21 protein-coding genes are annotated in these 24,355 nt (G+C 59.8%); 14 read left to right on the top strand and 7 right to left on the bottom strand.

Going from position 1 to position 24,355, the window contains the following annotated elements; genetic code table 11:
• Positions 1–13 precede the first annotated feature (13 nt).
• Complete coding sequence (gene motA / locus RLW55_RS06860; protein ID WP_409561344.1) at positions 14–898, bottom strand: flagellar motor stator protein MotA; 885 nt, start codon at positions 896–898, stop codon at positions 14–16.
• 165 nt (positions 899–1,063) lie between these two features.
• On the opposite strand from motA, the gene flgF reads away from it, so the two are divergent.
• From flgF to RLW55_RS06845, 3 genes are all read left to right on the top strand, one after another.
• Positions 1,064–1,786 carry a flagellar basal-body rod protein FlgF gene (gene flgF / locus RLW55_RS06855; RefSeq protein ID WP_414464150.1) on the top strand — a complete coding sequence of 241 codons (723 nt, stop codon included), beginning with the start codon at positions 1,064–1,066 and terminating at the stop codon, positions 1,784–1,786.
• A gap of 67 nt (positions 1,787–1,853) precedes the next feature.
• A complete protein-coding gene (locus RLW55_RS06850; protein WP_423416387.1) occupies positions 1,854–3,176 on the top strand; it encodes a FliI/YscN family ATPase in 1,323 nt (440 codons plus the stop codon).
• Between the two features lie 52 nt (positions 3,177–3,228).
• A complete protein-coding gene (locus tag RLW55_RS06845; RefSeq protein WP_423415965.1) occupies positions 3,229–3,834 on the top strand; it encodes a hypothetical protein in 606 nt (201 codons plus the stop codon).
• Between the two features lie 20 nt (positions 3,835–3,854).
• On the opposite strand, the gene RLW55_RS06840 is transcribed toward RLW55_RS06845, so the two are convergent.
• The 3 genes from RLW55_RS06840 to RLW55_RS06830 form a co-directional block, all read right to left on the bottom strand.
• Positions 3,855–4,622: a lysozyme gene (locus tag RLW55_RS06840; protein WP_423415964.1), complete on the bottom strand. Its 768-nt coding sequence runs from the start codon at positions 4,620–4,622 to the stop codon at positions 3,855–3,857.
• Positions 4,623–4,658: 36 nt separating this feature from the next.
• A complete protein-coding gene (locus RLW55_RS06835) occupies positions 4,659–5,891 on the bottom strand; it encodes a CBS domain-containing protein (protein WP_423415963.1) in 1,233 nt (410 codons plus the stop codon).
• A gap of 156 nt (positions 5,892–6,047) precedes the next feature.
• On the bottom strand, positions 6,048–7,016 hold the full coding sequence (locus RLW55_RS06830; protein WP_414464153.1) for a LysR family transcriptional regulator: 969 nt from the start codon (positions 7,014–7,016) through the stop codon (positions 6,048–6,050).
• 121 nt (positions 7,017–7,137) lie between these two features.
• On the opposite strand from RLW55_RS06830, the gene RLW55_RS06825 reads away from it, so the two are divergent.
• The 11 genes from RLW55_RS06825 to RLW55_RS06775 all read left to right on the top strand — a co-directional run bounded on the left by RLW55_RS06825 (position 7,138) and on the right by RLW55_RS06775 (position 20,201).
• The gene (locus RLW55_RS06825; RefSeq protein WP_423415962.1) at positions 7,138–8,400 is read left to right on the top strand and encodes a sarcosine oxidase subunit beta family protein; all 1,263 of its coding nucleotides are present in this window, start codon (positions 7,138–7,140) and stop codon (positions 8,398–8,400) included.
• Between the two features lie 12 nt (positions 8,401–8,412).
• The gene (locus tag RLW55_RS06820; RefSeq protein WP_423415961.1) at positions 8,413–8,709 is read left to right on the top strand and encodes a sarcosine oxidase subunit delta; all 297 of its coding nucleotides are present in this window, start codon (positions 8,413–8,415) and stop codon (positions 8,707–8,709) included.
• Positions 8,706–11,690: a sarcosine oxidase subunit alpha family protein gene (locus tag RLW55_RS06815; protein ID WP_423415960.1), complete on the top strand. Its 2,985-nt coding sequence runs from the start codon at positions 8,706–8,708 to the stop codon at positions 11,688–11,690. Before RLW55_RS06820 ends, RLW55_RS06815 begins: the two co-directional genes overlap by 4 nt.
• Complete coding sequence (locus RLW55_RS06810) at positions 11,683–12,213, top strand: sarcosine oxidase subunit gamma (RefSeq protein ID WP_423415959.1); 531 nt, start codon at positions 11,683–11,685, stop codon at positions 12,211–12,213. Before RLW55_RS06815 ends, RLW55_RS06810 begins: the two co-directional genes overlap by 8 nt.
• A gap of 147 nt (positions 12,214–12,360) precedes the next feature.
• On the top strand, positions 12,361–13,014 hold the full coding sequence (locus RLW55_RS06805) for a helix-turn-helix domain-containing protein (RefSeq protein ID WP_423415958.1): 654 nt from the start codon (positions 12,361–12,363) through the stop codon (positions 13,012–13,014).
• Between the two features lie 130 nt (positions 13,015–13,144).
• Positions 13,145–14,041, top strand: a complete 897-nt coding sequence (locus RLW55_RS06800) for a class II glutamine amidotransferase (RefSeq protein WP_409561356.1) — start codon at positions 13,145–13,147, stop codon at positions 14,039–14,041.
• A 23-nt stretch (positions 14,042–14,064) separates the two neighbouring features.
• Positions 14,065–14,751, top strand: a complete 687-nt coding sequence (locus RLW55_RS06795) for a GXGXG domain-containing protein (protein ID WP_013949963.1) — start codon at positions 14,065–14,067, stop codon at positions 14,749–14,751.
• Complete coding sequence (locus RLW55_RS06790) at positions 14,751–16,088, top strand: FMN-binding glutamate synthase family protein (protein WP_409561357.1); 1,338 nt, start codon at positions 14,751–14,753, stop codon at positions 16,086–16,088. Before RLW55_RS06795 ends, RLW55_RS06790 begins: the two co-directional genes overlap by 1 nt.
• Positions 16,089–16,157: 69 nt before the next feature.
• Positions 16,158–17,465, top strand: a complete 1,308-nt coding sequence (gene glnT, locus RLW55_RS06785; RefSeq protein WP_409561358.1) for a type III glutamate--ammonia ligase — start codon at positions 16,158–16,160, stop codon at positions 17,463–17,465.
• Between the two features lie 199 nt (positions 17,466–17,664).
• Positions 17,665–18,837 carry an FIST N-terminal domain-containing protein gene (locus tag RLW55_RS06780; RefSeq protein WP_423415957.1) on the top strand — a complete coding sequence of 391 codons (1,173 nt, stop codon included), beginning with the start codon at positions 17,665–17,667 and terminating at the stop codon, positions 18,835–18,837.
• A complete protein-coding gene (locus RLW55_RS06775) occupies positions 18,834–20,201 on the top strand; it encodes a hybrid sensor histidine kinase/response regulator (RefSeq protein ID WP_423415956.1) in 1,368 nt (455 codons plus the stop codon). The genes RLW55_RS06780 and RLW55_RS06775 overlap by 4 nt, the downstream gene beginning before the upstream one ends.
• A 22-nt stretch (positions 20,202–20,223) precedes the next feature.
• Here RLW55_RS06775 and RLW55_RS06770 read toward each other — a convergent pair whose 3' ends face one another.
• From RLW55_RS06770 to rpe, 3 genes are all read right to left on the bottom strand, one after another.
• On the bottom strand, positions 20,224–20,895 hold the full coding sequence (locus RLW55_RS06770) for a response regulator transcription factor (RefSeq protein ID WP_013949968.1): 672 nt from the start codon (positions 20,893–20,895) through the stop codon (positions 20,224–20,226).
• A gap of 242 nt (positions 20,896–21,137) precedes the next feature.
• Positions 21,138–23,606, bottom strand: coding sequence for an ATP-dependent helicase HrpB (gene hrpB, locus RLW55_RS06765; protein WP_423415955.1), 2,469 nt, complete (start codon positions 23,604–23,606; stop codon positions 21,138–21,140).
• Between the two features lie 51 nt (positions 23,607–23,657).
• On the bottom strand, positions 23,658–24,332 hold the full coding sequence (gene rpe, locus RLW55_RS06760) for a ribulose-phosphate 3-epimerase (protein WP_423415954.1): 675 nt from the start codon (positions 24,330–24,332) through the stop codon (positions 23,658–23,660).
• Positions 24,333–24,355: the final 23 nt, after the last annotated feature.

Below are 24,355 nucleotides of genomic sequence, written 5' to 3'. Positions count from 1 at the left end.
AGTCGCGTGTTCATTACGCCGCCTTTCTGTCCTGGCCTGAAGTTGCACCACCGCCCATCGTCGCGGCCTCGACCTCGTTGATCGTCGGACGCTCGTACGCGGAGATCGCCTTACGGCCGTGCTCGATCGCGACCTGGGGCATGGCTCCGTTCATGAACGCTAGGAGCGACTGCTTGACGATGACGTAAGACCGCAACTTCTTATCGCGAATGATCTTCACCTTCGTCGCCAGCGGTCCGACGACCGCATACGAAAAGAAGATACCGGCGAACGTGCCGACCAGAGCGGACGCAATGAGGTGTCCGAGAATTTCCGGAGACTGGTCGATTGCGCCCATCGCCTTCACGACACCCAGGACGGCCGCGACGATGCCGAGCGCCGGCAAGCCATCGCCGACTGCGACGAGCGCGTGATAGGCCTTCATCTTGTCGTGACGTACCGTCTCGATCTCTTCATCCATCAGGGCTTCGATTTCGTGCGTACGCGCGTTGCCCATGATGATGAGACGAAAATAATCGCAGATGAAAGTCGTCAATTCTTCGTTGGCAAGCACCGTCGGCGCACGTTTGAAAACTTCAGACTCGTTCGGCGCATCGATAATCATTTCCATTTCGGCGCGCGATTTATCGCGCAGCTCGCGCATCATGAAGAAGAGCAGGGCGAGAACCTCAATGTTCTCGTCTTTGGTCGGCGTGCTGCTCTTGAAGGCCTCAATCGTCGCCTTCCCGGCATCCTTGATGACTTTCATCGGATTGGCGACCACGAACGTGCCTAGCGCCGCACCCATGATGATGACGTATTCCCAGGGCTGCCAGATGACCAGCACGTGGCCGCCCATGGCCGCGAAGCCGCCTAGCATACAGGCGAGAGTGATAAACAGGCCGACGATAATGGTCACGTGAGCTTCCCGGAGCGGATTCTAACCGTAGCCATAAGGGGCGCTTTGGCTTGCGTGGGACTTGTCCCTCCGTATCGGGGCGCGCACGTCCTTTGAGTCAGCCCGCCACAAGTTCTTGAGGCTAGCCTTTCCCCAAAGCTGGTCCTGACAGAATCGATTCACGGCATGCAATCCAATATCTACGTCGCTCTTTCTGCCCAGTTGTCGCTGCAGCGGCGCCTCGACACGCTGGCAAATAATGTCGCCAACGTGAATACCGTCGGCTATCGCGGCGAAGAGGTCTCTTTCGAGGAGCTTGTCTCGCAGCCAGGCAAGGACTCTGTGAGCTTCGTCTCGAAAGGCGAAAATCACATATCGACCAAGACAGGCGAAATCACGCAGACCGGCAATCCCCTTGACGTCGCCATCCGTGGCGACTCGTGGCTTGCCATCCAGACACCGAGCGGAGTTGTCTATACGCGCGACGGCCGTATGCAGATGAATAAGGAAGGCGTTTTGACAACACTTGAGGGCTATCCAGTCCTCGATGCGGGTGGTGTTCCGGTTCAGCTCAACCCTGATGACCCGCCGCCGACGATCAACAAGGCCGGCACGATTGAGCAGGCGGGCAACAATCTTGGGGCGCTTGGCCTTTATACGATGCCGCCGGGCGCCCGGCTGACGCGCGCCGAAGGTGTCGCCGTTACTTCCGATATCCAGCCGGTTGCTGAACTCGATTTCCTGCATAACGGCGTGTTGCAAGGCTACGTCGAGAAATCAAACGTCAATCCTATTCTCGAGATGACGCACCTCATCACCCTGCAGCGGAATTTCCAGGGTGTCAGCACCATGCTGAGCGATACCGAAACGTCGCTGACGGATGCCCTGAAGACGATTGCGGGCTCGTGATGAAGCGCCAGGAGCATCATCGGTGAGCGCGAGCGCTGCAACGGCATTCGATCGCTTGGACCTTCTGATGGCAACCGCTGCCGCGCGGTCGCCTGCGCATCGCGTTTCCGGCCGCGTGGTTCGTATCAGCACGACGTATCTCGTCGTTGCGGGCCTTTCGAAATTCGTGTCGCTCGGGGATTGCGTATCGATTTCCGGCATCGGCGGCACAATCCTCGCCGAAGTTGCGACGATCGAAAGCCAGACAATCAACGTCACGCCGTTTATCGCCGACCATCGAATCGAACTCGGCGCGCGCGTTACGACGATGTCCGGGCAGCTGTCGCTGTCACCGGATGAATCCTGGCTTGGCCGCACGGTCAATGCGTTGGGCGAGCCCATCGATGACGCCGGTCCGCTCGTTCGCGGGGAGCGTGCTTATGCGGTTCAAGGTTCGCCACCATCGCCGTTGCGTCGGAATAGGTTAGGAACGCCGCTGACGACGGGCGTCAAAGCCATCGACCTTTTCACGCCCATCTGCGCCGGGCAGCGCATCGGCATCTTTGCAGGCTCTGGCGTCGGCAAGTCGACACTGCTTGCGATGTTGAGCCGCGCACCTTCGAGCGACGTCACAGTCCTAGCGCTCGTCGGCGAACGAAGCCGCGAAGTCCGCGATTTTCTTGACGATACGCTCGGCACGACGCGCTCACAGGTGGTCTCAGTCGTCGCGACGTCCGACGAAAGCCCGATGATGCGTCGCCTCGCGCCCAGCGCCGCCATGTGCATCGCCGAATACTACCGCGACCGCGGCAAGACCGTGCTGCTCATCATCGACTCGCTGACACGATACGCGCATGCCATGCGTGAACTGGCGCTGGCCGCCGATGAGCCGCCCGTTGCGCGCGGTTACCCGCCGAGCGTCTTCAGCAATCTGCCGAGGTTACTCGAACGGGCCGGACCGGGCGAAGCCGGCGCCGGAACGATCACAGCCATTTTGTCCGTTCTCGTGGACGGCGATGACCATAACGATCCGATCGCCGACGCGACGCGCGGCATCCTAGACGGGCACATCGTCCTCGATCGCAGCATCGCGAGCCAGGGCAGGCTGCCCGCGCTCGATCCGCTCGCCTCACTTTCGCGCCTCGCGCCGAAGATCAGGACAAAGAACCAGACGCAATTTGTGACGCAATTGATCGAAGTGATTTCGCGCTACGAAGACACCAGAGATCTTCGCGCGATCGGCGGCTATAAGGCGGGTAGCGATTTGACCCTCGACAAAGCCATGGAAATCGTGCCGCGCGTTTACGATGCAATGAAACAATCTCTCGACGAAGATCCTGTCGATGACGTCTATACGTATCTTTCTCAGGTTCTCCAGGGCGGGCAACGGCAGCACTCCGCATCGCGCTAAAGTTTTGTTCGCTGCCGGCCAAACAACGTTCTGACCTCGGAGCGCGGCGAGAATGGTAAGTTCAACTGAAAATATCGGCCGCTTGGTCGCGAACGAAGTCCTTCTGCAGGCAGAGAGGCAGCTGCTTCAAAATCGCGACAAATCCGGACAGCAGCCAACGGACAAGCAGCCGACCGCTACTCCCGTGCCAATTTCGCATAACGAGAAGGCGGTTTCTTCAGTCCTGCTGACATTACTCGACGAGCAGCTCGACGCCCGGCTGGCGACCTCAGCGGACGGGTTCCGAACGCAGGCGCCGACACAGCAGCCTGCTGGCGATATGGCAACGGGAGCGAGCCGGGTCGCGGCGCAATATGCCGAAGCTGACGCCGTATTCAGGCCGGACGTGCCGACCGAGCAACGCCTCCTCCCGACCGATGCGACCAATCAGCAGATGCTACTGGCTGCGGCTTCGCCTGAATTGCGAATGGCGATGCAAAGCGCGTTCTTTTCCGCGGCTGTGCGCGCGCAAATCGAAACTGAAGAGACCGCCGGTCGCAAGGGGCGGCGGAGTAAGCCCGAGACAGGCACAAATGGCACCGTTCTTATTCGGATCGGATTGGCAGGCGTCGCCGGTCTCGCCGTGGCAATTCTGCTTGCGGCCGGCTTGGTGCGGTAGCCGCTTCAGCCTTCAAGGTCTCAGCCCGTGCGCAACTGGAGTTCGGGCTCGACAAATTTGCGGTCCGAATTGTCCGACCGCTTGTCGTTATCATCGTGATTGCGGCTGGACGGCGGATCGGCCATGTGGGACAGAAGCGATAGCATCACCTGATCGCTACCGATGGGCGACAGCTGCGGTACGCTGACATCGGTAGAAGCCATGCGCAAGATGGACCGCGAGGGGTTGCTTGCCGTCACTGATCCCGACGATGGGACGGCGGCTGATGAACTTGCAATCGCCGAAGCGCTCGCGGCCGCTGCCATGGCGGCAATGCCAGCGCTCGGGCCTTGCGACGCCGGATTTCCCTGACCAAACCACGCGACTTCCTGCAGGCGCCGCTGTACCAGTCCATCGACGACGTTACCGCCCGCCTTGTTGTATTGCAGGAAAAGAGAGCGAGCTTTGTCGAGATCGCCGCTCGCGACCGCTTCTCCGAGTCCGCTCTTCGACCAAGCTGTTCCGGCGTTGTATGTCAGCGATGTCAGAGCAGCCTTGCTGCCCTCATCGAGATTGGGCGCAAACTTGTCGACGAATTCGGCCGCCTTTTGAACTTCAGATGAGAAGCGGCGATCGGCTTCGGCCTTGTCGATGACTTCGCCGGCAAAGCGTGCACGGGTGCCGTATCCGTTCGAATTCTGCGCGTAGTCCCACCGCGCTTCGGCGGTGTAGCCTTCGAACTGCTTTATAGCGTCAAGATAGCTGGAAGCGACCATATCGGGATGCTTGCCACGCCGAGCTTGCGGCAAGCTGATATCGGACGAATTGCCAAGTTCGAACGTCGATTAGCGGCGCGATCGCGCAACATCTCTCAGCACGCTGGCTTCGAGTTGTACTTCGTCCAGGCGATGTTTCAGCACGTCGCCAATACTGATCAGGCCGACAACCTTGCCGTCGACCACGACAGGCAAATGGCGAATGCGCCGCTGCGTCATCACATTGGCAACAGCCGCAACGCGATCTTCAGGGGCGCAGGTCACGACCGAACGGGTCATCAAATTCGCAACCCGCATTTGCGGCAGGTCGACGCCGAACTCATCAATGCCTCGGGCGAGATCTCGCTCCGAGATAATGCCCTGCAACCCGCCCTTGTCGTCGAGCACCAACATCGCACCGACTTGCTCTTTCCTGAAACTGTGGGCGAGCGCGCGCATCGTGGCATTTGCCTCGATCGTCTTGATCGCCGAGCCCTTCGCTTTCAGAATGTCCGAGACCTTCATCTCGTCGCTCCAATCCAATCCTGTGAGACCGCTGCAATTGCTTGCATGCAATCGGTATATAGCCTCGAGAAGGTTTGCCCGATCTTCAGATGTCAGCGGATCGTGAGGGCCGCGATCACGCCCTGTCAGCAGGCTCGTCAGATTGTCAATGAGAACCGAGTCCTCGCTGAAGGCCGGGCTCTCACGGCAAAACGCGCTTCGCGTCGTGATGACCGGAAAGTCCGAGGCCTTTGCAGCCTGAGCGCCGCGACGACCGCCCTCGATCACGAGACTGTGCTTGGGATCGCAGCCGAGACTGGAGCGGACCTCGGCGTAAAGCCGGGCGCATTCGCCCTTGCCGCTCTTGTCCCCTGAGACAACAACGTCGAACAGCTGTCGGCCACGATCACCGAACAAAGTCTTCAATAGCCGCTCGGTATCGCGAGGCTCGAGAAGAGAGACGAGAACCAGGCGCAGACCGTCGCTGCGCGCAGCAATGATCAGATCACGGATGCCTGGGCGCGGCTCGACGACCATCGACGACAGCATTTCTCCGAAGACCTTGGAGGCGCGCCGATGCATCGCCTGAATGAGGAGGGTGAAATCCTCGGTCTCAGGCTTTCCGCGGAGGAAAGCGCGCACGTAATGAGCCATGCGGGCCTCACCACTGCCGAGTTTTGCGGTCAGCGCGAACCCTTCACGATCGCACGACCAATCAAATCCGGCCTCGGAAAAGACCTGTGCAAATGCCCTCCTGCGGACGTCTTCCGTTTCAGCGAGAGCACCGTCTGCTCGGATGATGATCGCCTGCAGCGTCATCGTTCAACTATGATCCAATCTCGATTCAAATATGCGTTTCTAGGTATCCCGAGTCACGATGGCCGCCAACGCGACGTAAGGTCTGAGATGCAGCCTTGAGCTTGGCGCAATTGCGCTGCGGCATGGGCGGTCGGCTGACGTTGCAGCGCAACAGCGTTATGTCAGAAGCTCACTGGAAAGCCACGGCAGCGAGCGTCGCAGAGCCGACAGCGTCGATGTTTCAAGCGACGATTTACAGGCCTTTGTCAGATCGCGCGGCAAGGTGCCGAGCTCCAGCCGGCGACTGACCAGCGTTAACGTTCTCTTAAGCTGGGGGCCCGGCAGGGCGGCAGCTCGAATATCGCGATTTTCAAGGGCCGCTTCGGCGATGCAGATCGGCGTCGAAATCGCGAAGCCCTTGCCGCGGGCTACCATATCGCTCACGCCGAAGGGCGTATCGAATTCCAGCCCCTGCGGAAAATCAATATTGAGACGGCGGAGATAGCGCTCGATGTCGATGCCGGTCTTGGACCGAGCGCTATAACGAATAAAGGGGAGCTTGCCGGCGAGCGCCGCCAGATCTGTGACCGTCCGCGGGATTTTATGCCGCGCCGGCAGCACCAATATATACGGCTCGGTCACGAGTTCGTGACGATCGAAGCCCTCGATGTCGCTCATGTCATCCACGCCAATGAAAAGGTCGAGATTGCGTGTCAGCAGCGCACCGGCATGCGTGGCGGTCAGGCCGGACTGCACCGAGACCTGATCCGCGTGGTTGACCAGAAACGAGGCGATCGGGCCGGTCAGCGCCCGCGACAGACTATCCACGAGGCCGGCGCGAATGAGGGCCAGCCGGCCCTTCGCCGTGTGGCGAATAACGGTTGCGAGCTGACGTGCTTCCGACACCAGCGCCGACGCCCGCTGTCGCATGATCTCACCGGCCGGCGTCAGCGCTAAGGGCCGGACGCTGCGGTCGAAGAGCTTCACGCCCATGCGCGCTTCAAGGTCGGCGACCGCCTGAGATACGGCCGGCTGCGTCAGCGAAAGCTTCTTTGCGGCAAGCGCCATCGAGCGGGCATCGCAAACGCCCAGAAATGCTTCAAGAGCGTGAAGATCAAAGGGCAGTCTGTTCGAGCGCGTAGCCATGGCCCGGCAGAATAAGATTTTCTTATATTAACGTCAATCAGCGACTGATTTATAAGAAAACAAGTTGATACGGCGCATCTTCCTAGCGCCGGGATCGTCGAGACAAACCGCAGATACGGCCATGTTCAGCTCAGATCGGTACTCGATTTTTTCCGTCCTTGCGGAGGCGCTGCGCGGCCAGACCGGCTGGAAGCCGGCATGGCGCAAGGCCACCCCGAAGCCTTCCTATGACATCGTCATCGTCGGCGGCGGCGGCCATGGCCTCGCCACTGCATATTACCTCGCGAAGAGGTATGGCAACGCCAACGTCGCCGTCATCGAAAAGGGCTGGATCGGCAGCGGCAACGTCGGCCGCAACACGACGATCGTCCGCTCAAACTATCTGCTGCCAGGCAACATTCCCTTCTACGAGACCAGCATGAAGCTCTGGGAAGGGCTCGAGCAGGATCTCAATTATAACGCCATGGTTTCGCAGCGTGGCGTCCTCAACCTCTACCATTCGGATGCCCAGCGCGATGCTTATGCGCGGCGCGGCAATGCCATGCGCCTGCACGGCGTGGACTCCGAACTTTTGGATCTCGATGCCGTTCGCGCGATGTATCCCTGGCTCAACTACGACAACGCGCGCTTTCCGATTAAAGGCGGTCTAATTCAGCGGCGCGGCGGCACGGTGCGCCATGACGCGGTCGCATGGGGATACGCTCGGGGTGCGGATCGTCTCGGGGTCGACATCATCGAAAATGCGGAAGTCACGGGATTTAGGATCGAGAACGGCAAGATCGGCGGCGTCGAGACGACGCGCGGATTTATCGGCGCGAACAAGGTCGGCTTAGCAGTGGCCGGCAATTCATCGCGCGTAGCCGGTCTTGCGGGAATGGTGCTGCCGATCGAAAGCCACGTGCTGCAAGCCTTCGTCTCGGAAGGCATCAAGCCGTTCATCGACGGCGTCGTTACGTTCGGCGCAGGGCATTTCTATATCAGCCAATCAGACAAGGGCGGCCTAGTCTTCGGCGGCGATATCGATGGTTATAATTCTTATGCGCAGCGGGGTAACCTTCCTGTCGTCGAGGATGTTCTCGAAGGCGGGATGGCGCTGATGCCGCGGATCGGACGCGTACGTCTCCTGCGTTCGTGGGGCGGCATCATGGACATGAGCATGGACGGCTCGCCGATCATCGATCGGACGCCCATCGAAGGCCTCTATTTCAATGGCGGATGGTGCTATGGCGGCTTCAAGGCGACGCCGGCATCTGGACTGTGCTTCGCGCATCTCTTAGCACGCGACGAACCGCATGAGGTTGCGAAAGCCTATCGCCTCGATCGCTTCCGCACCGGCCACATGATCGACGAGAAGGGCATGGGCAATCAGCCCAACCTGCACTGAAGGCGAGCCACCATGCGCATCAAATGTCCCTTTTGCGGCGACCGCGGCAACGATGAATTCTCCTATCTCGGGGACGCGAGCGTCGTCCGCCCAGATCCGGCAGCGCCCGATGCTGCCGATGCATTTTATGCTTTCGCTTACGAACGCCGGAACGTTGCCGGACCGACGCAAGAACTCTGGTACCACGCTGCCGGATGCCATGCGTGGCTGGTCGTCACGCGCGATACGCGCACACACGAAATTTCCGATGTAAAGCCGGCTCAGGACGTCGCTCTCGAGCGTCAGAATTCTGCGAGCACCACACCATGACGCAATCGCAAACATTCCGTGTGTCGGGGCTAGGCCTCGTCGACCGGGCCAAGGCGCTTGACTTCACCTTCGACGGTGTTCCCTACACGGGATATGCCGGCGATACGCTGGCGTCGGCGTTGCTCGCCAATGGCATTCGGCTGGTCGGACGGTCGTTTAAATATCATCGCCCGCGTGGTATCCTGACTGCGGGCTCGGAAGAACCCAATGCACTTGTCGAGCTACGCTCCGGTGCGCGTCGCGAGCCGAATACGCGCGCGACCGTTGCCGAGCTCTACGATGGCCTCGAAGCGAAAAGCCAGAACCGCTTTCCGTCACTGTCGTTCGACTTGCTTTCGATCAACGGGCTTCTGTCGCCCGTTTTCTCGGCGGGCTTCTACTATAAGACCTTCATGTGGCCGGCGGCGTTCTGGGAAAAGCTCTATGAGCCGATCATCCGGCGCGCGGCGGGTCTGGGATCTGCCGCAAATGAGCCCGATCCCGACATCTACGACAAGGTGAACGCGTTCTGCGACGTGCTCGTCATCGGCTCGGGTCCAGCGGGATTGATGGCAGCGCTTTCTGCGGCGCGCGCTGGAGCGAAGGTCATCGTCGTCGACGAAAACTTTGCCTTGGGCGGCCGCCTTCTCTCTGATGTGCGAGGCATCGATGGCAAAAGCGGTGTTGAATGGGTGAATACCGTCGTCGCCGAGCTTGCGGCTTCGTCCAGAGTTCGCTTAATGCCGAGAACGACGATTTTCGGTGCCTACGATTCCAGTACGTTTGGTGCTGTCGAGCGGGTGGCGGATCATGTCGCCGTTCCCGCAACGGGCGAGCCGAGGCAGCGCCTTTGGCATATCGTCGCCAAGCAGACGATCGTTGCGCAAGGCTCGACCGAGCGGCCGATCGTGTTCGGCAACAACGATCGGCCGGGCGTGATGCTCGCAAGCGCCGTGCGAAGCTACATCAATCGCTTCGGCGTGGCGCCGGGCCAGACGGCCGTCGTATTCTCGAACAACGACGATGCGGCCAACACAATCGACGATCTCATTCGCGCAGGCATCACCGTTGCAGCACTTGTCGACACGCGCCCCATATTGCCGCCTGAGATCAAGTCGAAGGCGCGCAAGTATGGCATCCGCGTCTTCGAAGGCGCTGCGGTCGCTGACGCTACCGGCAGACAGCGCGTCACCGGCGCACGGATCGTTGCAGCTTACGGAACGTCTCAGACGATCCCTTGCGATCTGATTGCGGCGTCGGGCGGATTCAATCCCAATGTTCAGGTGACGACGCACCTTGGCGGACGCTCCCAATGGCAGGAGAATTTAGCTGCTTTCGTTCCGGGAGCGCTGCCGAAATGGATGACCGTTGCCGGCGCGGCCAATGGTTCTTTCTCGACATCGTCGTGCCTTAACGACGGTGCGCGGGCAGGCGCAGACGCTGCCGCAGCGTGCGGCTTCGCGGCCACTGTCGCTCCCGTTCCCGGGACGGACGATGAACTGACGGAAGTCTCGGCCTTCTGGCATGTCGAAGCGGCCAAGCAAAAGGCGTTTGTCGATCAGCAGAATGACGTGACGGCTGCGGATATCCGCCTTGCCGAGCGCGAAGGCTTCCGCTCAGTTGAGCACCTCAAGCGCTACACGACGCTTGGCATGGCGACCGACCAGGGCAAGACGTCGAATGTTAATGGCCTCGCCATGATGGCAGAGCTGACGAACAAATCGATCCCGGCAACGGGAGCGACATCTGCTCGCCCCCCGTATTCGCCGGTCTCACTCGGTGTTTTTGCGGGCGAGCATCGTGGCAAGCATTTCAAGCCCACGCGGCTCACGCCGTCGCACGACTGGGCGAAAGAGCGTGGTGCGGTTTTCGTCGAAACCGGCATGTGGCTTCGCGCGCAGTATTTTCCCAAGCCCAGCGAACGTGACTGGCTTGAAACGGTCAATCGCGAAGTAAAAACGGTCCGGGGCGGCGTCGGCGTGTGCGACGTGTCGACGCTCGGTAAAATCGAGGTTCACGGAACCGACGCCGGAAAATTTCTGGACCGCGTCTACATCAACATGATGAGCACGCTGGCCGTCGGCAAAGCGCGCTATGGCATGATGCTGCGCGAAGACGGCGTGGCGATGGACGATGGCACCGCTGCACGCTTTGCCGATGATCGCTATTTCATCACGACAACGACGGCCAACGCCATCAAGGTTCTGCAGCATCTCGAACTTTGCCGGCAGTGGCACTGGCCGCACCTTGACGTGCAGCTGTTCCCAGTCAGCGATCAATGGGCGCAATATTCTGTGGCGGGACCACGGGCCCGTGACCTGCTCGCCAAGATCGTCGATGCACCGTTCGACATTTCGAATGCGGCCTTCCCATATATGGCGTGTGCCGAAATTACTGCGCTCGGCGGCATCAAGGCGCGCATCTATCGTCTCTCGTTCTCAGGCGAGCTTGCCTACGAAATCGCAGTTCCGGCGCGGCACGGCGATCTTCTCATGCGCAAGCTCATGTCGGAAGGCGAGGAATTCGGCGCCATTCCATACGGCACCGAAGCGCTTGGCGTCATGCGCATCGAAAAGGGCCACGTCGGCGGCTCGGAACTCAACGGCACAACGACGGCTGCGGATCTCGGCCTCGGCAAGATGGCGTCAACCAAGAAAGACTTTATCGGCCGCGTCTTGGCACAGCGACCGGGATTGGTCGATCCGGATCGCCCGCGCCTGATCGGGTTCAAGCCTGTAGACACTGCCGTGCGATTGCGGGGGGGCGCGCATTTCATCGGCAAAGACGATCAGCCGACTGCGCAAAACGATCAGGGTTATATGACCTCTGTCGCATATTCGCCGATGCTCGGGCATTGGGTCGGGTTGGGGCTTCTTGCGCGTGCCGAAGCTCGCATGGGCGAAATTCTCAAGGCTGTCGATCCGGTGCGGGGTGAAAGCACCCTCGTCCAGGTGGTTCCGGCCGCATTCTACGATGTAGAAGGAGCACGTTTGCGTGTCTGATCTTGCGAACGGCCTTAGGGCGAAACAGCATTCCTCGATCGTTGAACGTTCGGACATTGCCGTCACGCACATCGCCGCCAGACGCGGCATGCTGGCGGGGCTGAACGATGCTGCCCGCGCCGCTTTTGGCGTCGAGTTTCCGTCAACGCCCCGAGTGCTCGAAGCGCGTGGTATGACGATTGTCTGGGCCGGTCCCGAGCAATGGCTGCTGATTGAGCAATTGTCAGGAAGTGGCGATCCGACGGCCCAACATGCGAAAACATTCAATGGGTTTGCGTCGGTCGTTGATGTCAGCGATAGCCGAACGATCTTCGGGATGGACAGTGCCCGTCCATCCGACACGCTCGTTCAGAGCATGGGCATCGACTTCGAAGATACTTCGTTTAAGCCAGGGGACGTTGCGATCACCCACGTCTCGCACCTCGGCGTGACCGTGTGGCGATTGCCGGACGGCAGGGGATATGAATTCGCCTGCGCGCGGACCTATGCAAAGGATTTCCGCAACTGGCTTGACCGGATTTGATCTGACATAGATTTTCCGCAACTCTGTGGCCTGCGTCCTTCAGGCATTGGACATTTTTTTTTCCCGTGGTGGAATAATCTTTCGCGACGTGCGAACCTGTTTCGATATTAAGTCATTTTCAGCCGCCGTCGTCGGCGGAAAGCCTTCATGTCAGAAAAGTCACGCAAAAACCCTGTCGAACTCGCCGAAGCCGAGCCTCTGGCAACGGGTTCGAATGCACCAGGCGCTGCCGAACATACGCTTGAGCAGGCCATCGGGCATCAGGTTCGCCACCATCGGAAGCACGCAGGGCTGACCGTTGCCGAACTTGCCGCAGCATCGCAAATCTCGCCGGGAATGCTTTCCAAAATCGAGAACGGCCAGATCTCTCCGTCGCTCAGCACGTTGCAGATGCTGGCCTCAGCGCTGAATGTGCCGTTGACGGTCCTGTTCGCGTCGTTCGAACAGCGCCGCGACTGTTCCTACGTCAAATCAGGTGAAGGTGTAGTCATTCGACGTCGCGGCACAAAGGTGGGTCATCAGTATCAGCTTCTTGGCCATTCGCTTGACGGCCCGGTCGTCATCGAACCCTATCTGATCACGCTTTCGGACGATGCGGCCGCCTATACCGGCTTCCAGCATGAGGGGGTCGAGTTCATTTTTATGCTCTCCGGCGAAGTCGAATACGCGCATGCTGATCGTAGCTATCACTTGGCTCCGGGCGATGCCATTCTCTTCGACAGCGCGGCGCCTCACGGTCCTGCGCGCCTTATCGAGTCGCCTATGACCTACCTGTCGATCATCATCTATCCACGGCCATAATGCCGACGACCGGTACGGTCATAAATTTTCGACATTCCTTTAAAGAAATCTTCTTTCTTCTGAGTTGACAGATTGTCGCCGCACGATTACTGTCTGAGCCATTCCTTCGCGGCCCAGTCAGGAGGCAGCTATGTGCGGCATCGTCGGATTATTTTTGAAAAAACCAGAAATGGAGCCGCAGCTCGGAGAGCTTCTCTCGAAGATGCTCTCGACGATGTGCGAGCGCGGTCCGGATTCGGCAGGTTTTGCAGTTTACGGGGCGGCTGAAGACGGTCGCACGAAGGTCACCTTGCAATCGGCAAATGCCAAGAGCGACTTCGCAAAGCTCCAGGCCGCTTTGGCGAAAGACAAGAAGGTAGACGCCAAACTCACGGTAAAGGACACTCACGCTGTCCTGAGCATTCCGTCGGACAAGCTTGACGACATCAAAGCCCTGCTGGCCGCCGAGTTCCCTTCGATCCGGACCATGGCGACGGGCGAAAACATCGAAATCTATAAGGAAGTCGGCTATCCGACTGAGGTCGCGAAGCGTTTCGATCTCGCGCATATGTCCGGCACGCATGCTATCGGCCACACGCGCATGGCGACGGAGTCGGCGGTGACGACGCTTGGCGCGCATCCGTTCTCGACGGGTGCCGACGAATGCCTCGTGCACAACGGTTCGCTGTCGAACCACGCGAGCCTTAGGCGCGAACTCGTCCGCGACGGCATGACGTTCAACACCGAAAACGACACCGAAGTTGCTGCGTCGTATCTCACTTGGCGCATGAAGCAGGGCATGAACCTCGGTGAGGCGTTGGAAAAGAGCCTCGACGATCTCGACGGCTTCTTCAATTTCGTTGTCGGCACCAAGGAAGGCTTCGGCGTCGTTCGTGATCCGATCGCCTGCAAGCCGGCCGTCATGGCTGAAACCGACGACTATGTCGCGTTCGGCTCGGAATATCGCGCGCTCGCTGGTCTGCCTGGAATCGATAAGGCGAAAGTCTGGGAGCCTGAACCCGCAACCGTTTATTTCTGGCAACGCTGATGCAGCAGTTAATTGGGGAACTCATGCGTACGTTCGATCTCGCCAAGAGTCCGTTGCGCGAACTTAACGAAGAGCTGCACCGGCAAAAAGACGGCTCCAACGAAGCCCAGTGGGAAGTGCTCAATCCGCGCGGCGGTCACGCGATCGCCGTGGGTCTCGACGCCCCGATCAAAGTCGATGTGCTTGGTAGCGTCGGTTATTACTGCGCCGGCATGAACAAGAAAGCGACCGTCACGGTGCACGGCTCTGCCGGGCCTGGCGTTGCCGAAAACATGATGTCGGGCAAAGTCGTCATTAAAGGCGATGCCAGCCAGTACGCGGGCGCGACTGGCCATGGCGGCCTGCTCGTCATCGAAGGCAATGCATCGTCACGGTGCGGCATTTCGATGAAAGGCATCGATATCGTCGTTAAAGGCAATATCGGTCATATGTCGGCATTCATGGCGCAGTCTGGGCATCTGGTCGTGCTCGGCGACGCGGGCGACGCGCTCGGCGATTCGATCTACGAGGCGAAGCTGTTCGTGCGCGGAAAAGTGAAGAGCCTCGGCGCAGACTGCATTGAAAAGGAAATGCGGCCCGAGCATCACGAAGCGCTCTCGAAGCTTCTCGAAGGGGCCGGAATCACGGACGCGAAGACCAGCGAGTTTCGGCGGTACGGTTCCGCACGCAAGCTCTATAACTTCAACATCGACAACGCGGATGCTTACTGATGTCGCCGAAGATCCCGCTTACAACGCCGCGCCCCTCGGCGACCTTTGACGATTACACGCTGTCGGAAATCCGACGCGCTTCAGCTACGGGTATTTACGATATCCGCGGTGGTGGTGCGAAACGCCGTGTCCCGCACTTCGACGATCTCCTGTTTCTAGGAGCTTCGATGTCGCGATACCCGCTTGAGGGCTATCGTGAAAAGTGCACCACGACGGTAACGCTCGGCACGCGGTTCGCCAAAAAGCCGATCGAGCTTAAGATCCCGATCACGATTGCAGGCATGAGTTTCGGCGCGCTGTCGGCGAATGCGAAAGAAGCGCTCGGACGCGGCGCTTCGATTGCTGGCACTTCGACGACGACCGGCGATGGCGGCATGACGCCGGAAGAACGCGGCCAGTCGAAAACGCTCGTCTATCAGTATTTGCCGTCACGTTACGGCATGAATCCAGATGATCTGCGCAAAGCAGACGCGATCGAGATCGTTGTCGGCCAGGGCGCGAAGCCCGGCGGCGGCGGCATGCTGCTCGGTCAGAAAATCTCGGATCGCGTCGCAGAAATGCGCAATCTACCGAAGGGCATCGACCAGCGCTCGGCCTGCCGTCATCCCGACTGGACTGGTCCCGACGATCTCGAAATCAAGATCCTTGAGCTGCGCGAGATCACGAACTGGGAAAAGCCAATTTACGTGAAGGTCGGCGGCACGCGTCCCTATTACGACGTGGCCCTCGCGGTCAAAGCAGGCGCCGACGTTATCGTTCTTGACGGCATGCAGGGCGGCACGGCGGCCACGCAGGAAGTATTCATCGAACATGTCGGCCTCCCGACGCTGGCTTGCATCCGTCCGGCGGTGCAGTCGCTGCAGGATCTCGGCATGCATCGCAAAGTGCAGCTGATCGTTTCCGGTGGCATTCGCAACGGCGCCGACGTCGCCAAAGCTCTTGCTTTGGGTGCCGACGCAGTTTCGATCGGTATCGCGGCGTTGGCCGCTCTCGGCGACAACGATCCGGCGCTCGAAGCGGAATACGAGAAGCTCGGCTCGCGCGCCGGCTGCTACGACGACTGGCATGAAGGACGTGACCCTGCCGGCATCACGACGCAGGATCCAGAACTGTCGAAGCGTCTCGATCCGGTTCGTGCCGGCCGTCGGCTCGCCAACTATCTGAAGGTCATGACGCTCGAAGTGCAAACCATCGCGCGCGCCGCCGGCCACAACAACATTCACAATCTCGAGCCAGAAGATCTCTGCGCCTTGACGATCGAAGCTGCGGCGATGGCACGTGTGCCGCTTGCCGGAACATCGTGGATCCCCGGGGTGACCGGAGCGGGCGGCTTTTAAGCCGCCCCTTTTTTCGCCGGTCGGGAAAGCACTCATAAAAATGAAACGCAAGCGTTGAGGACAGACAGTATGGCTCAGGATCTTGCCCAGCTCGCCAAAGAGCGTGGCATCCGTTACTTCATGATTTCATACACGGACCTTTTCGGAGCCCAGCGCGCAAAGCTGGTTCCGGCTGCGGCGATCGCCGATATGCAAAAAGACGGCGCGGGCTTCGCGGGCTTTGCGACTTGGCTGGATATGACGCCGGCTCATCCCGATCTGTTCGGCATGCCGGATGCATCGTCGGTCATCCAGCTGCCTTGGCGCAAAGACGTAGCTTGGGTTGCGGCAGACTGCGTGATGGAAGACAAGCACGTTCCCCAGGCTCCGCGCGTCGTACTGAAGAAGCTGATGGCAGAGGCGGCTGAGCTTGGGCTTTACGTCAAGACCGGCGTCGAATGCGAATTCTTCCTGATCTCGCCTGAAGGCACTGAGATTTCCGACGACAAGGATAACGCCTCGAAGCCCTGCTACGATCAGCAGGCCCTGATGCGCCGCTACGACATCATCGCAGAGATCTGTGATAGCATGCTCGAACTGGGCTGGGGTCCCTATCAGAACGACCACGAAGACGCCAATGGCCAGTTCGAAATGAACTGGAACTTCGACGATGCGCTGGTGACGGCCGATCGCCACTCGTTCTTCAAGTTCATGACGCGCTCGATCGCTGAAAAGCACGGCCTGCGCGCAACCTTCATGCCGAAGCCTTTTGCCGGCCTAACCGGCAATGGCTGCCACGCTCACATCTCAGTGTGGGACAAGGACGGCAAGACGAACATGTTCTACGACGCGGCCGACGAAATGGGGCTCTCGCAGCAGGGCTACCACTTCCTTGGCGGCATCATGAAACACGCCGAAGCGCTCGCAGCGATCACGAACCCGACGGTCAACTCGTACAAGCGTATCAACGCGCCGCGGACGCTCTCGGGCGCAACGTGGTCGCCGAACTCGGTGACCTGGACGGGCAACAATCGCACGCACATGGTTCGCGTTCCGGGTAAGGGTCGTTTCGAGTTGCGGCTACCGGACGGCGCGGCAAACCCCTATCTGCTTCAAGCCGTCATCATCGCTGCAGGTCTCGATGGCATCCGCAGCAAGGCGGATCCGGGCAAACGCCTCGACATCGACATGTACCAGCTTGGCCATACGGTAACGGATGCACCGCGTCTGCCGTTGAACCTACTGGACGCAATCCGTGCGTTCGACAAGGACACGTCGCTCAAGAGCGCTCTCGGCGACGAGTTTGCTGCGGCCTACATCAAGCTCAAGACCGACAATTGGAATTCCTACGCCTCCCACTTCACGGATTGGGAACGCGCACATACACTGGACTGCTAAAACAGCGTTTCTTAAGTCTTGCCGCAAAAGCTAAGCCCCGGCTATTTCGGCCGGGGCTTTTTTTCGGCGAAAGCCATGCTTCACGAGAGTGGCGTTGCCCAGACGGACATTGTCCGACCCGCGCGGCTGTGGCAAATTCCGGCCCATATTCATTAGTTAAGCGGCTCGCGTCGCGATGCGACCGAGGAAGCCGAGTCAAATGTCGACAAAAACCACTCGTGCCGCATGTGGTGTTCGCGTGGTGGCGAGCACACTTTCCACCGAGGAAGCCGTTTCAGCCGCACGCGCCGAACTTGCAGATGGTGTCTTTCAACACATCATCGTTTTCTTTTCGATCAAGCATGACCCGGAGGTTCTCCTCAAGGCGCTGCAGCAGAATTTCCCGGACGTCACCGTTTCGGGTTGCAGCACCGCCGGTGAAGTCGGCCCGCTCGGCATGACGCAAGGCGGGATCGTCTTCATCGCGTTCCCTGAGAAGGGCTTCCGAGTGATGAGTGAAGTTATCCCGGACATCGATAAAGGCGGCGTGGAACGCGCTTCTGAAATTGCGCGGCGCTTACGGGTGCAAATGATCACCGGCGTCTCGCGCGCGGCGAAAGAAAACATCTTTGCGCTCGTACTCGTCGACGGATTGTCCGATCGAGAAGAACCGTTGACGGCGGCGCTGCACTGGTCACTCGAGGACATGGAACTCTTGGGCGGCTCTGCCGGCGACGGATTGGCGTTTCAGCGTACCGCCCTCATTCATCGCGGCAAGCTTATCCGGCGCGGCGCCATTTTATTCGTGATCGAAACATCGACACCATTTCGCGTTTTCAAGACGCAGAACTTCGAACCGACTCCGATCAAGCTTGTCGTTACGGCCGCGGACAGCGAACACCGCATTGTCTACGATCTCAATGCCGAACCTGCGGCCAGTGAGTACGCATCTGCCATTGGCGTATCACTTGACGATCTCGGTCCATTGAGTTTCGCGACTTATCCGCTCGTCGTAAAAGTGGGGGGAGAGTATTACGGCCGTGCAATTCGGAACATGAACCCGGATGGCAGCTTATCGTTCCTTTGTGCAATCGACGAAGGTCTGGTTTTCACCGTCGGGCGGCCGCGTGATATGGTTCAGTCGACGTTGGAAACGTTCAAACAAGTTGATGCCGCGTTAGGCGGCATCGATTTTGTTCTCGGGTTCGACTGCTTCTTGAGACGGATCGATGCCGAAACCGGGCAACTCCGCCACAAAGTCGAGGAGATTTATGACCGATATGGACTTGCTGGCTTCCAGACTTATGGCGAGCAGTTCAATGCCATGCACCTCAATCAAACTTTGACGGGCATAGCGTTCTCAAAGCCGCACGGTAGAATTGAACCGCCATGAACGACGAAGAGGATCCGGCAGAGAAGTTGCCGACGCGGCAATCCGACCTTCGTCGCGCCGTCGACAAGCTTCGTAAGATTAATGCGGCGCTGATGAAGCGCGTTGAGCATTCGATGGATCAGCAGGCGAGTTCGTTTTCGCTGTTTCAGACGGCGATCAATCAGGAAGCGCAGATCAGACGCAGGACCGAAGAACTCAACCTTGCACTGACGAAGCTGGCGCACACCAACATCGAGCTGAGCCAAGCGCGCGACGAGGCCGAGCGCGCCAATACCTTCAAGACCCGCTTTTTCACAGCCGTCGGGCACGACTTGCTGCAACCGCTGCACGCGGCGCGGTTGACGCTCTCTGAGCTGACCGATGCGCAGCACGAGGCGGACAACAAGCGCCTCGCTCACAACATCTCGCACGCGCTCGTCAGCATCGAGGAACTTTTGACCAGTATCCTCGATATCTCGAAACTCGAGGCTGGCGTCTTCGTGCCGAATATTCAGACTGTCGTTCTCGAAGCGATCTTCGAACAGGTCGCCAACAGCCTTGAGCCCGTGACGCGGCGCAAGGGTCTGCGTTTCCGCTGGCGGCCGACGGATCTGGCCGTCCGCTCCGATCCTCTCATGCTTCGCCGGATCGTGCAGAATCTTCTCGCGAACGCCGCACACTACACCGAACATGGCAGTGTTCTTCTGGCGGCCCGTCCGCGCGGCAACGAGGTCGTGATCGAAGTGTGGGATACTGGTCCCGGCATACCACAGCAGGAGCAGTATCGCATCTTCGAGGAATTCCAGCGCGGCACCGCATCGGAGCGCTCGGGCGGCACGGGCTTTGGGTTGGGGCTTGCGATCGTACGGCGCATGGTCGATGCCCTTGGGCACCGCCTGGAATTACAATCGCGCGTAGGTCATGGCTCGCGATTCTCGGTCTATGCGCCATCCGCATCGACCCCGAAGAGACCGCTGCCCCTCACCGATGCCGTCAGGGACGAAACGGATTCCTTGGTCTCGCGGCAGGTCATCATCGTCGACGACGATCTCGACGTGCTGACGGCCATGCAGTCGCTACTGACGCGTTGGGGGGCCGATGTGCGCCCGGCGAGAGATCTTGAGGATGTCAGCGAAATTCTTTCCGACCCGGATTTTTCTCCGGCTATCGTGCTGGCGGACTATCACCTGAAGGAAGGTAATTTTGGCATCGATATCGTGCGCAGCATTCGCAACCGTCTCGCGGTGGACATTCCCGCTATTTTGATCACAGCGGATCGCACGCAGGACGCAGCGGAGGCGGCGTTACGCTCGCGCTGCGAATTGCTTCTAAAGCCTGTTCGTCCGGGCGAATTACGGGCGTTGATGAAGCACCTGCTCGGCTAGACGATTTGCCGGATGCGCTAGGCTATCCGCCATTCGCATCGCCAAGAATGATGCTGAAATCGATTTTCTGGGCTTCGATCACGGCCTGCGTGCGCGAGGATACATTGAGCTTGCGCAAGATTTCCGAGACGTGAGCCTTTACCGTCGTTTCCTCGATTTGAAGCTCGTGGGCGATCTGCTTGTTCAGCAACCCCTGGCGCAGCATCTTGAGAACGCTCAGCTGCTTCGGGGTGAGCGTTCGCAACCGCCGCACGACATCGTCGCGCGTTTCGGACGTCGGTATCTCCGGCGGCCGATAGCCTTTTGGCAGCGTTAGCGAGCCCTCAAGAACGTCTTTGATGGCTGCTGCGATCTCTCCACGGTCTGCCGACTTCGAAATGAAGCCTGCCGCGCCGTAGCGCATCACGTCTTGGACGATGCGAGGATCTTCAAGGGCAGAAACGACAACAATCGGAAGACGGGGATACAGCGTCCTGAGTTCAAGCAGGCCATCGAAGCCACGAATGCCGGGCAGGGCGAGATCAAGCAGCACGACGTCGAACGGGATGCCGCTGTCGAGCTGGATTTTCGCCGCCTCAATCGAGATTGCAGAATTGGTGGTGGTATCGGGAAATGCGCTCGTGATCGCTCTTTGAAGGGCTTCGACAAAGAGGGGATGATCGTCAACGATCAATATGTGCGCCGGCACAGACAAGTTTTACCTCCAGAATGCCATCGAAGCCTTCTTGCGAAGGTTCAATGTTGGGGTCCGAGAGCCGCTATCCTGCGGCAAACGAACGCAGAATTGTCTTTAACTCCTGAAGGTATTGAGCAACAAACAGGACTTTGGTCGTACCCGTCTCCGACATGGCACGAGCAATAGTTAGGACGCAGATTAACTACGCTCTAATCACGGCGCCAGCACCTGTCGTTTTCAGCGAAGGTAAACTTGTAGTGTCATCCCTTACGCGGCTTGGCGCGAGCCGTCGGCAGAGCCGTTGCAGGGTCCTCGGGCCAGACGTGCTTGGGATATTGCCCGCGCATATCCGCCCTGACCGCACGCCATGAGCCCGCCCAGAAGCCCGGAAGGTCGCGTGTAATCTGAATCGGACGGTGTGCCGGCGACAGCAAATGAAGCGTGAGCGGCAAACGTCCACGCGCGATGGCAGGATGCTCCTTGAGGCCGAAAAGCTCCTGCACGCGAATGTGCAGCGCCGGGGCATCATCCGATTCGTAGTCGAGCGGATGGCGGTTGCTGGTGGGTGCGGTGAAATGCGTCGGCGCTTCATCATCGAGGCGGACGCGCATTTGCCGCGGCAGCAGCGCATTGAGCGCCGTCTCCAGCGTCTCGGCGTCAACGTCCGTCGTTCGCGTTTTGCCGAGCAGGAACGGCGACAGCCAATCGTCGATGGTCGACGCGAGAGCGGCATCAGACAAGTCCGGCCAGGTTTCATCGTTGCGGCGGAGAAACGAGACGCGATTGCGGAGCTGAAGCTGCGCTTTCGTCCAGGGAAGTGCCGCAACACCGATATCGGCAAGGCCGCGAGCAAGCACGGCCATAACGTCATCGCCGTCTTTGACCGGACGCGTTTCGCTTTTCAGAACGATAGCGCCAAGGCGGCGGGCCCGCCGAGCCCGAACCACACGCGCGTCTTTGTCGAAATAGATCTCGTCGCGAGATTCGATCGCATCCGAAGCGATCGCTTCGATTTCGGCCTCGACGGTCGCAAGCGCCAGCATGATGCGTGTCGCGGCTGCACGGCCCTGCATCTCGGCGACGACAACATATTGCGCTGACGCCAAGTGCTGGTGCTCGTCGATCTGACCGGCTCGGCCGTTTGCAAGCAGAAAGTTGCCGCGTTTGCCGCGGCTTTTGGCGATACGTTCGGGATAAGCAAGCGCCAGCAGAGCGGCAGGCGATTGCACGCGACTTTCAAGTAGGTCTGTTGAAGCCGTGCGCGCCCACTGACGCGCGAGCGCACGCATGCCTTCTGCTCGCTGCGAACGGTCGCGGCGGAAATTTTCAAGGCGCTGCGCAAGATCGATGTCGTTGCCGCCGATGCCGCGTTCGACAAGGATTGCGGCGATCTCGGCAGCGAGGCTCGCGTTGCCAAGCTCACCGCCTTTCATGATCATACGCGCCAAGCGCGGCGGCAAAGGAAGCATGCGCAGCCGCCGGCCTTCGCTGCTGATGCGTCCATCGGGATCAAGCGCGCCAATGGCTTCCAGACCGGCGCGGGCCGCAGCGAGCAGGCCCTCGGCCGGAGGATCAAGCCAAGAGAGCGTACGCGGGTCGTTCGCACCCCATTCGGCGCAATCGAGCAGTAAACTCGAAAGATCGGCGGCGCGAATTTCCGGATCGGCAAAGGGCACAAGACCTTGCGTCTCAGGTTCGTCCCACAGCCGATAGCACACGCCCGGTTCCGTTCGTCCAGCCCGCCCGCGACGCTGATCGGCTGAGGCGCGTGAGACGCGAACGGTCTCAAGCCGCGTTATGCCGACGTCCGGCTCGTAACGTGGAACGCGAGCGACACCGCTGTCGATGACGACGCGGACACCGTCGATCGTTATCGACGTTTCGGCGATCGACGTCGCCAACACGATCTTGCGACGACCAGGCTTCGCCGGAGAAATAGCGCGGTCCTGCGTCGCCGGGTCCAAGCCGCCATAGAGCGGAACGACATCAACGTTCGACGGCAACGCCTGATCCGCCAAACGCTCCGCGACGCGTGCGATTTCGCCTTGTCCAGGAAGAAATACCAATATCGACCCCTGCTCGCTCGAAACCGCGCGGCGCACGGCACCAACGACGTCGTCCTCAAGTCGCGCGGGGCTTCGACCGAGGTATCGCGTCTCGACGGGGAACGCACGCCCTTCGCTTTCGATGATCGGCGCTTCGCCCAGCAGCTTCGCGACAGATCGCGTTTCAAGCGTCGCCGACATCACAACGATCTTGAGATCGGGCCTGAGCGCCGCACGCGCGTCTAGTGCCAGCGCCAGCCCGAGGTCGGCGTCGAGTGAGCGCTCGTGAAACTCATCGAACAAGACGGCGGCTACGCCCTTCAGCTCTGGATCATCGAGGATCATGCGCGTAAAGACGCCTTCCGTGATCACTTCAACAGCGACACGCGGACCTGTCCTGGAATTGAGGCGGGCACGTAGCCCGACATCTTCACCGAGACGGCTGCCGACTGTCGCCGCCATGCGCTCAGCAGCGGCCCGCGCGGCGATCCGCCGAGGTTCGAGCACCAGGATCTTTCCGCCCGCGCGCCATGGCTCATCAAGCAATGCGAGCGGTACGCGCGTCGTCTTACCCGCGCCGGGTGCGGCAACGAGCACGGCTACGCCATGCGTGCGAAGCGCCGCGCGCACGTCACCGAGCACGGCATCAATCGGTAAGGGTTCGGCGAAAGAGCGATCAGTCATAGGCGGTGGACATACGCCAGCGCGGCAACAAATCAAGCCGGTTGGCAGTCGCTAAACCGCCGACGCAGCAGCTTTTCGGATCGCCTCGATGTTGGCGCGATAGCTGGCTTCGGTGCCGCCCTTGAACACAGCCGAGCCAGCGACGAGCACATTGGCACCGGCTTTGGCGACGAGCGGCGCGGTTTCCGGCGTAACGCCACCGTCAACCTCGATATCAATCGGACGATCGCCGATGAGGGCTTTCACGCGCCGGATCTTCTCGACAACGGCAGGAATGAACGACTGACCACCGAAGCCCGGATTGACACTCATCAGCAAAATCAGATCGAGGCGATCGAGGACGTATTCGATGACGCTTTCGGGCGTCGACGGATTAAGCGAAACACCGGCCTTCTTGCCGAGCGCGCGAATGGCCTGGAGAGACCGGTCGAGATGCGGACCGGCTTCGGCGTGAACGGTGATGATGTCGGCGCCAGCGGCTGCGAAATCAGCCAGATACGGATCGACCGGCGCGATCATCAGATGGACGTCGAAAACCTTTTTCGATGTTCCGCGCACCGCCTTGATGACAGGCGCGCCATACGTGATGTTCGGCACGAAATGACCGTCCATCACATCGCAGTGAATCCAATCGGCGCCGGCGGCATCTACGGTCCGAATCTCGTCGCCAAGCTTGCTGAAATCGGCCGACAGAATGGACGGGGCAATCAGGAGGGGGCGTGACACAGGCTACCTTTCGAAGGAGTTCG

This window comes from Hyphomicrobium sp. B1 (assembly GCF_049532635.1).
In the GTDB taxonomy this organism is placed as follows: Bacteria; Pseudomonadota; Alphaproteobacteria; order Rhizobiales; family Hyphomicrobiaceae; genus Hyphomicrobium_B.
The sequence above is the reverse complement of the archived record's forward strand: the minus strand, read 5'-3'. Positions and strand labels throughout refer to the sequence as shown.

Bases quoted from the DNA above. Each gene is read 5' to 3' on its own strand.
- flgF (WP_414464150.1), top strand. From the start codon at position 1,064: ATGCAATCCAATATCTACGTCGCTCTTTCTGCCCAGTTGTCGCTGCAG.
- RLW55_RS06850 (WP_423416387.1), top strand. From the start codon at position 1,854: ATGGCAACCGCTGCCGCGCGGTCGCCTGCGCATCGCGTTTCCGGCCGC.
- RLW55_RS06845 (WP_423415965.1), top strand. From the start codon at position 3,229: ATGGTAAGTTCAACTGAAAATATCGGCCGCTTGGTCGCGAACGAAGTC.
- RLW55_RS06835 (WP_423415963.1), bottom strand. From the start codon at position 5,891: ATGACGCTGCAGGCGATCATCATCCGAGCAGACGGTGCTCTCGCTGAA.
- RLW55_RS06830 (WP_414464153.1), bottom strand. From the start codon at position 7,016: ATGGCTACGCGCTCGAACAGACTGCCCTTTGATCTTCACGCTCTTGAA.
- RLW55_RS06825 (WP_423415962.1), top strand. From the start codon at position 7,138: ATGTTCAGCTCAGATCGGTACTCGATTTTTTCCGTCCTTGCGGAGGCG.
- RLW55_RS06820 (WP_423415961.1), top strand. From the start codon at position 8,413: ATGCGCATCAAATGTCCCTTTTGCGGCGACCGCGGCAACGATGAATTC.
- RLW55_RS06815 (WP_423415960.1), top strand. From the start codon at position 8,706: ATGACGCAATCGCAAACATTCCGTGTGTCGGGGCTAGGCCTCGTCGAC.
- RLW55_RS06805 (WP_423415958.1), top strand. From the start codon at position 12,361: ATGTCAGAAAAGTCACGCAAAAACCCTGTCGAACTCGCCGAAGCCGAG.
- RLW55_RS06800 (WP_409561356.1), top strand. From the start codon at position 13,145: ATGTGCGGCATCGTCGGATTATTTTTGAAAAAACCAGAAATGGAGCCG.
- RLW55_RS06795 (WP_013949963.1), top strand. From the start codon at position 14,065: ATGCGTACGTTCGATCTCGCCAAGAGTCCGTTGCGCGAACTTAACGAA.
- RLW55_RS06790 (WP_409561357.1), top strand. From the start codon at position 14,751: ATGTCGCCGAAGATCCCGCTTACAACGCCGCGCCCCTCGGCGACCTTT.
- glnT (WP_409561358.1), top strand. From the start codon at position 16,158: ATGGCTCAGGATCTTGCCCAGCTCGCCAAAGAGCGTGGCATCCGTTAC.
- RLW55_RS06780 (WP_423415957.1), top strand. From the start codon at position 17,665: ATGTCGACAAAAACCACTCGTGCCGCATGTGGTGTTCGCGTGGTGGCG.
- RLW55_RS06775 (WP_423415956.1), top strand. From the start codon at position 18,834: ATGAACGACGAAGAGGATCCGGCAGAGAAGTTGCCGACGCGGCAATCC.
- hrpB (WP_423415955.1), bottom strand. From the start codon at position 23,606: ATGACTGATCGCTCTTTCGCCGAACCCTTACCGATTGATGCCGTGCTC.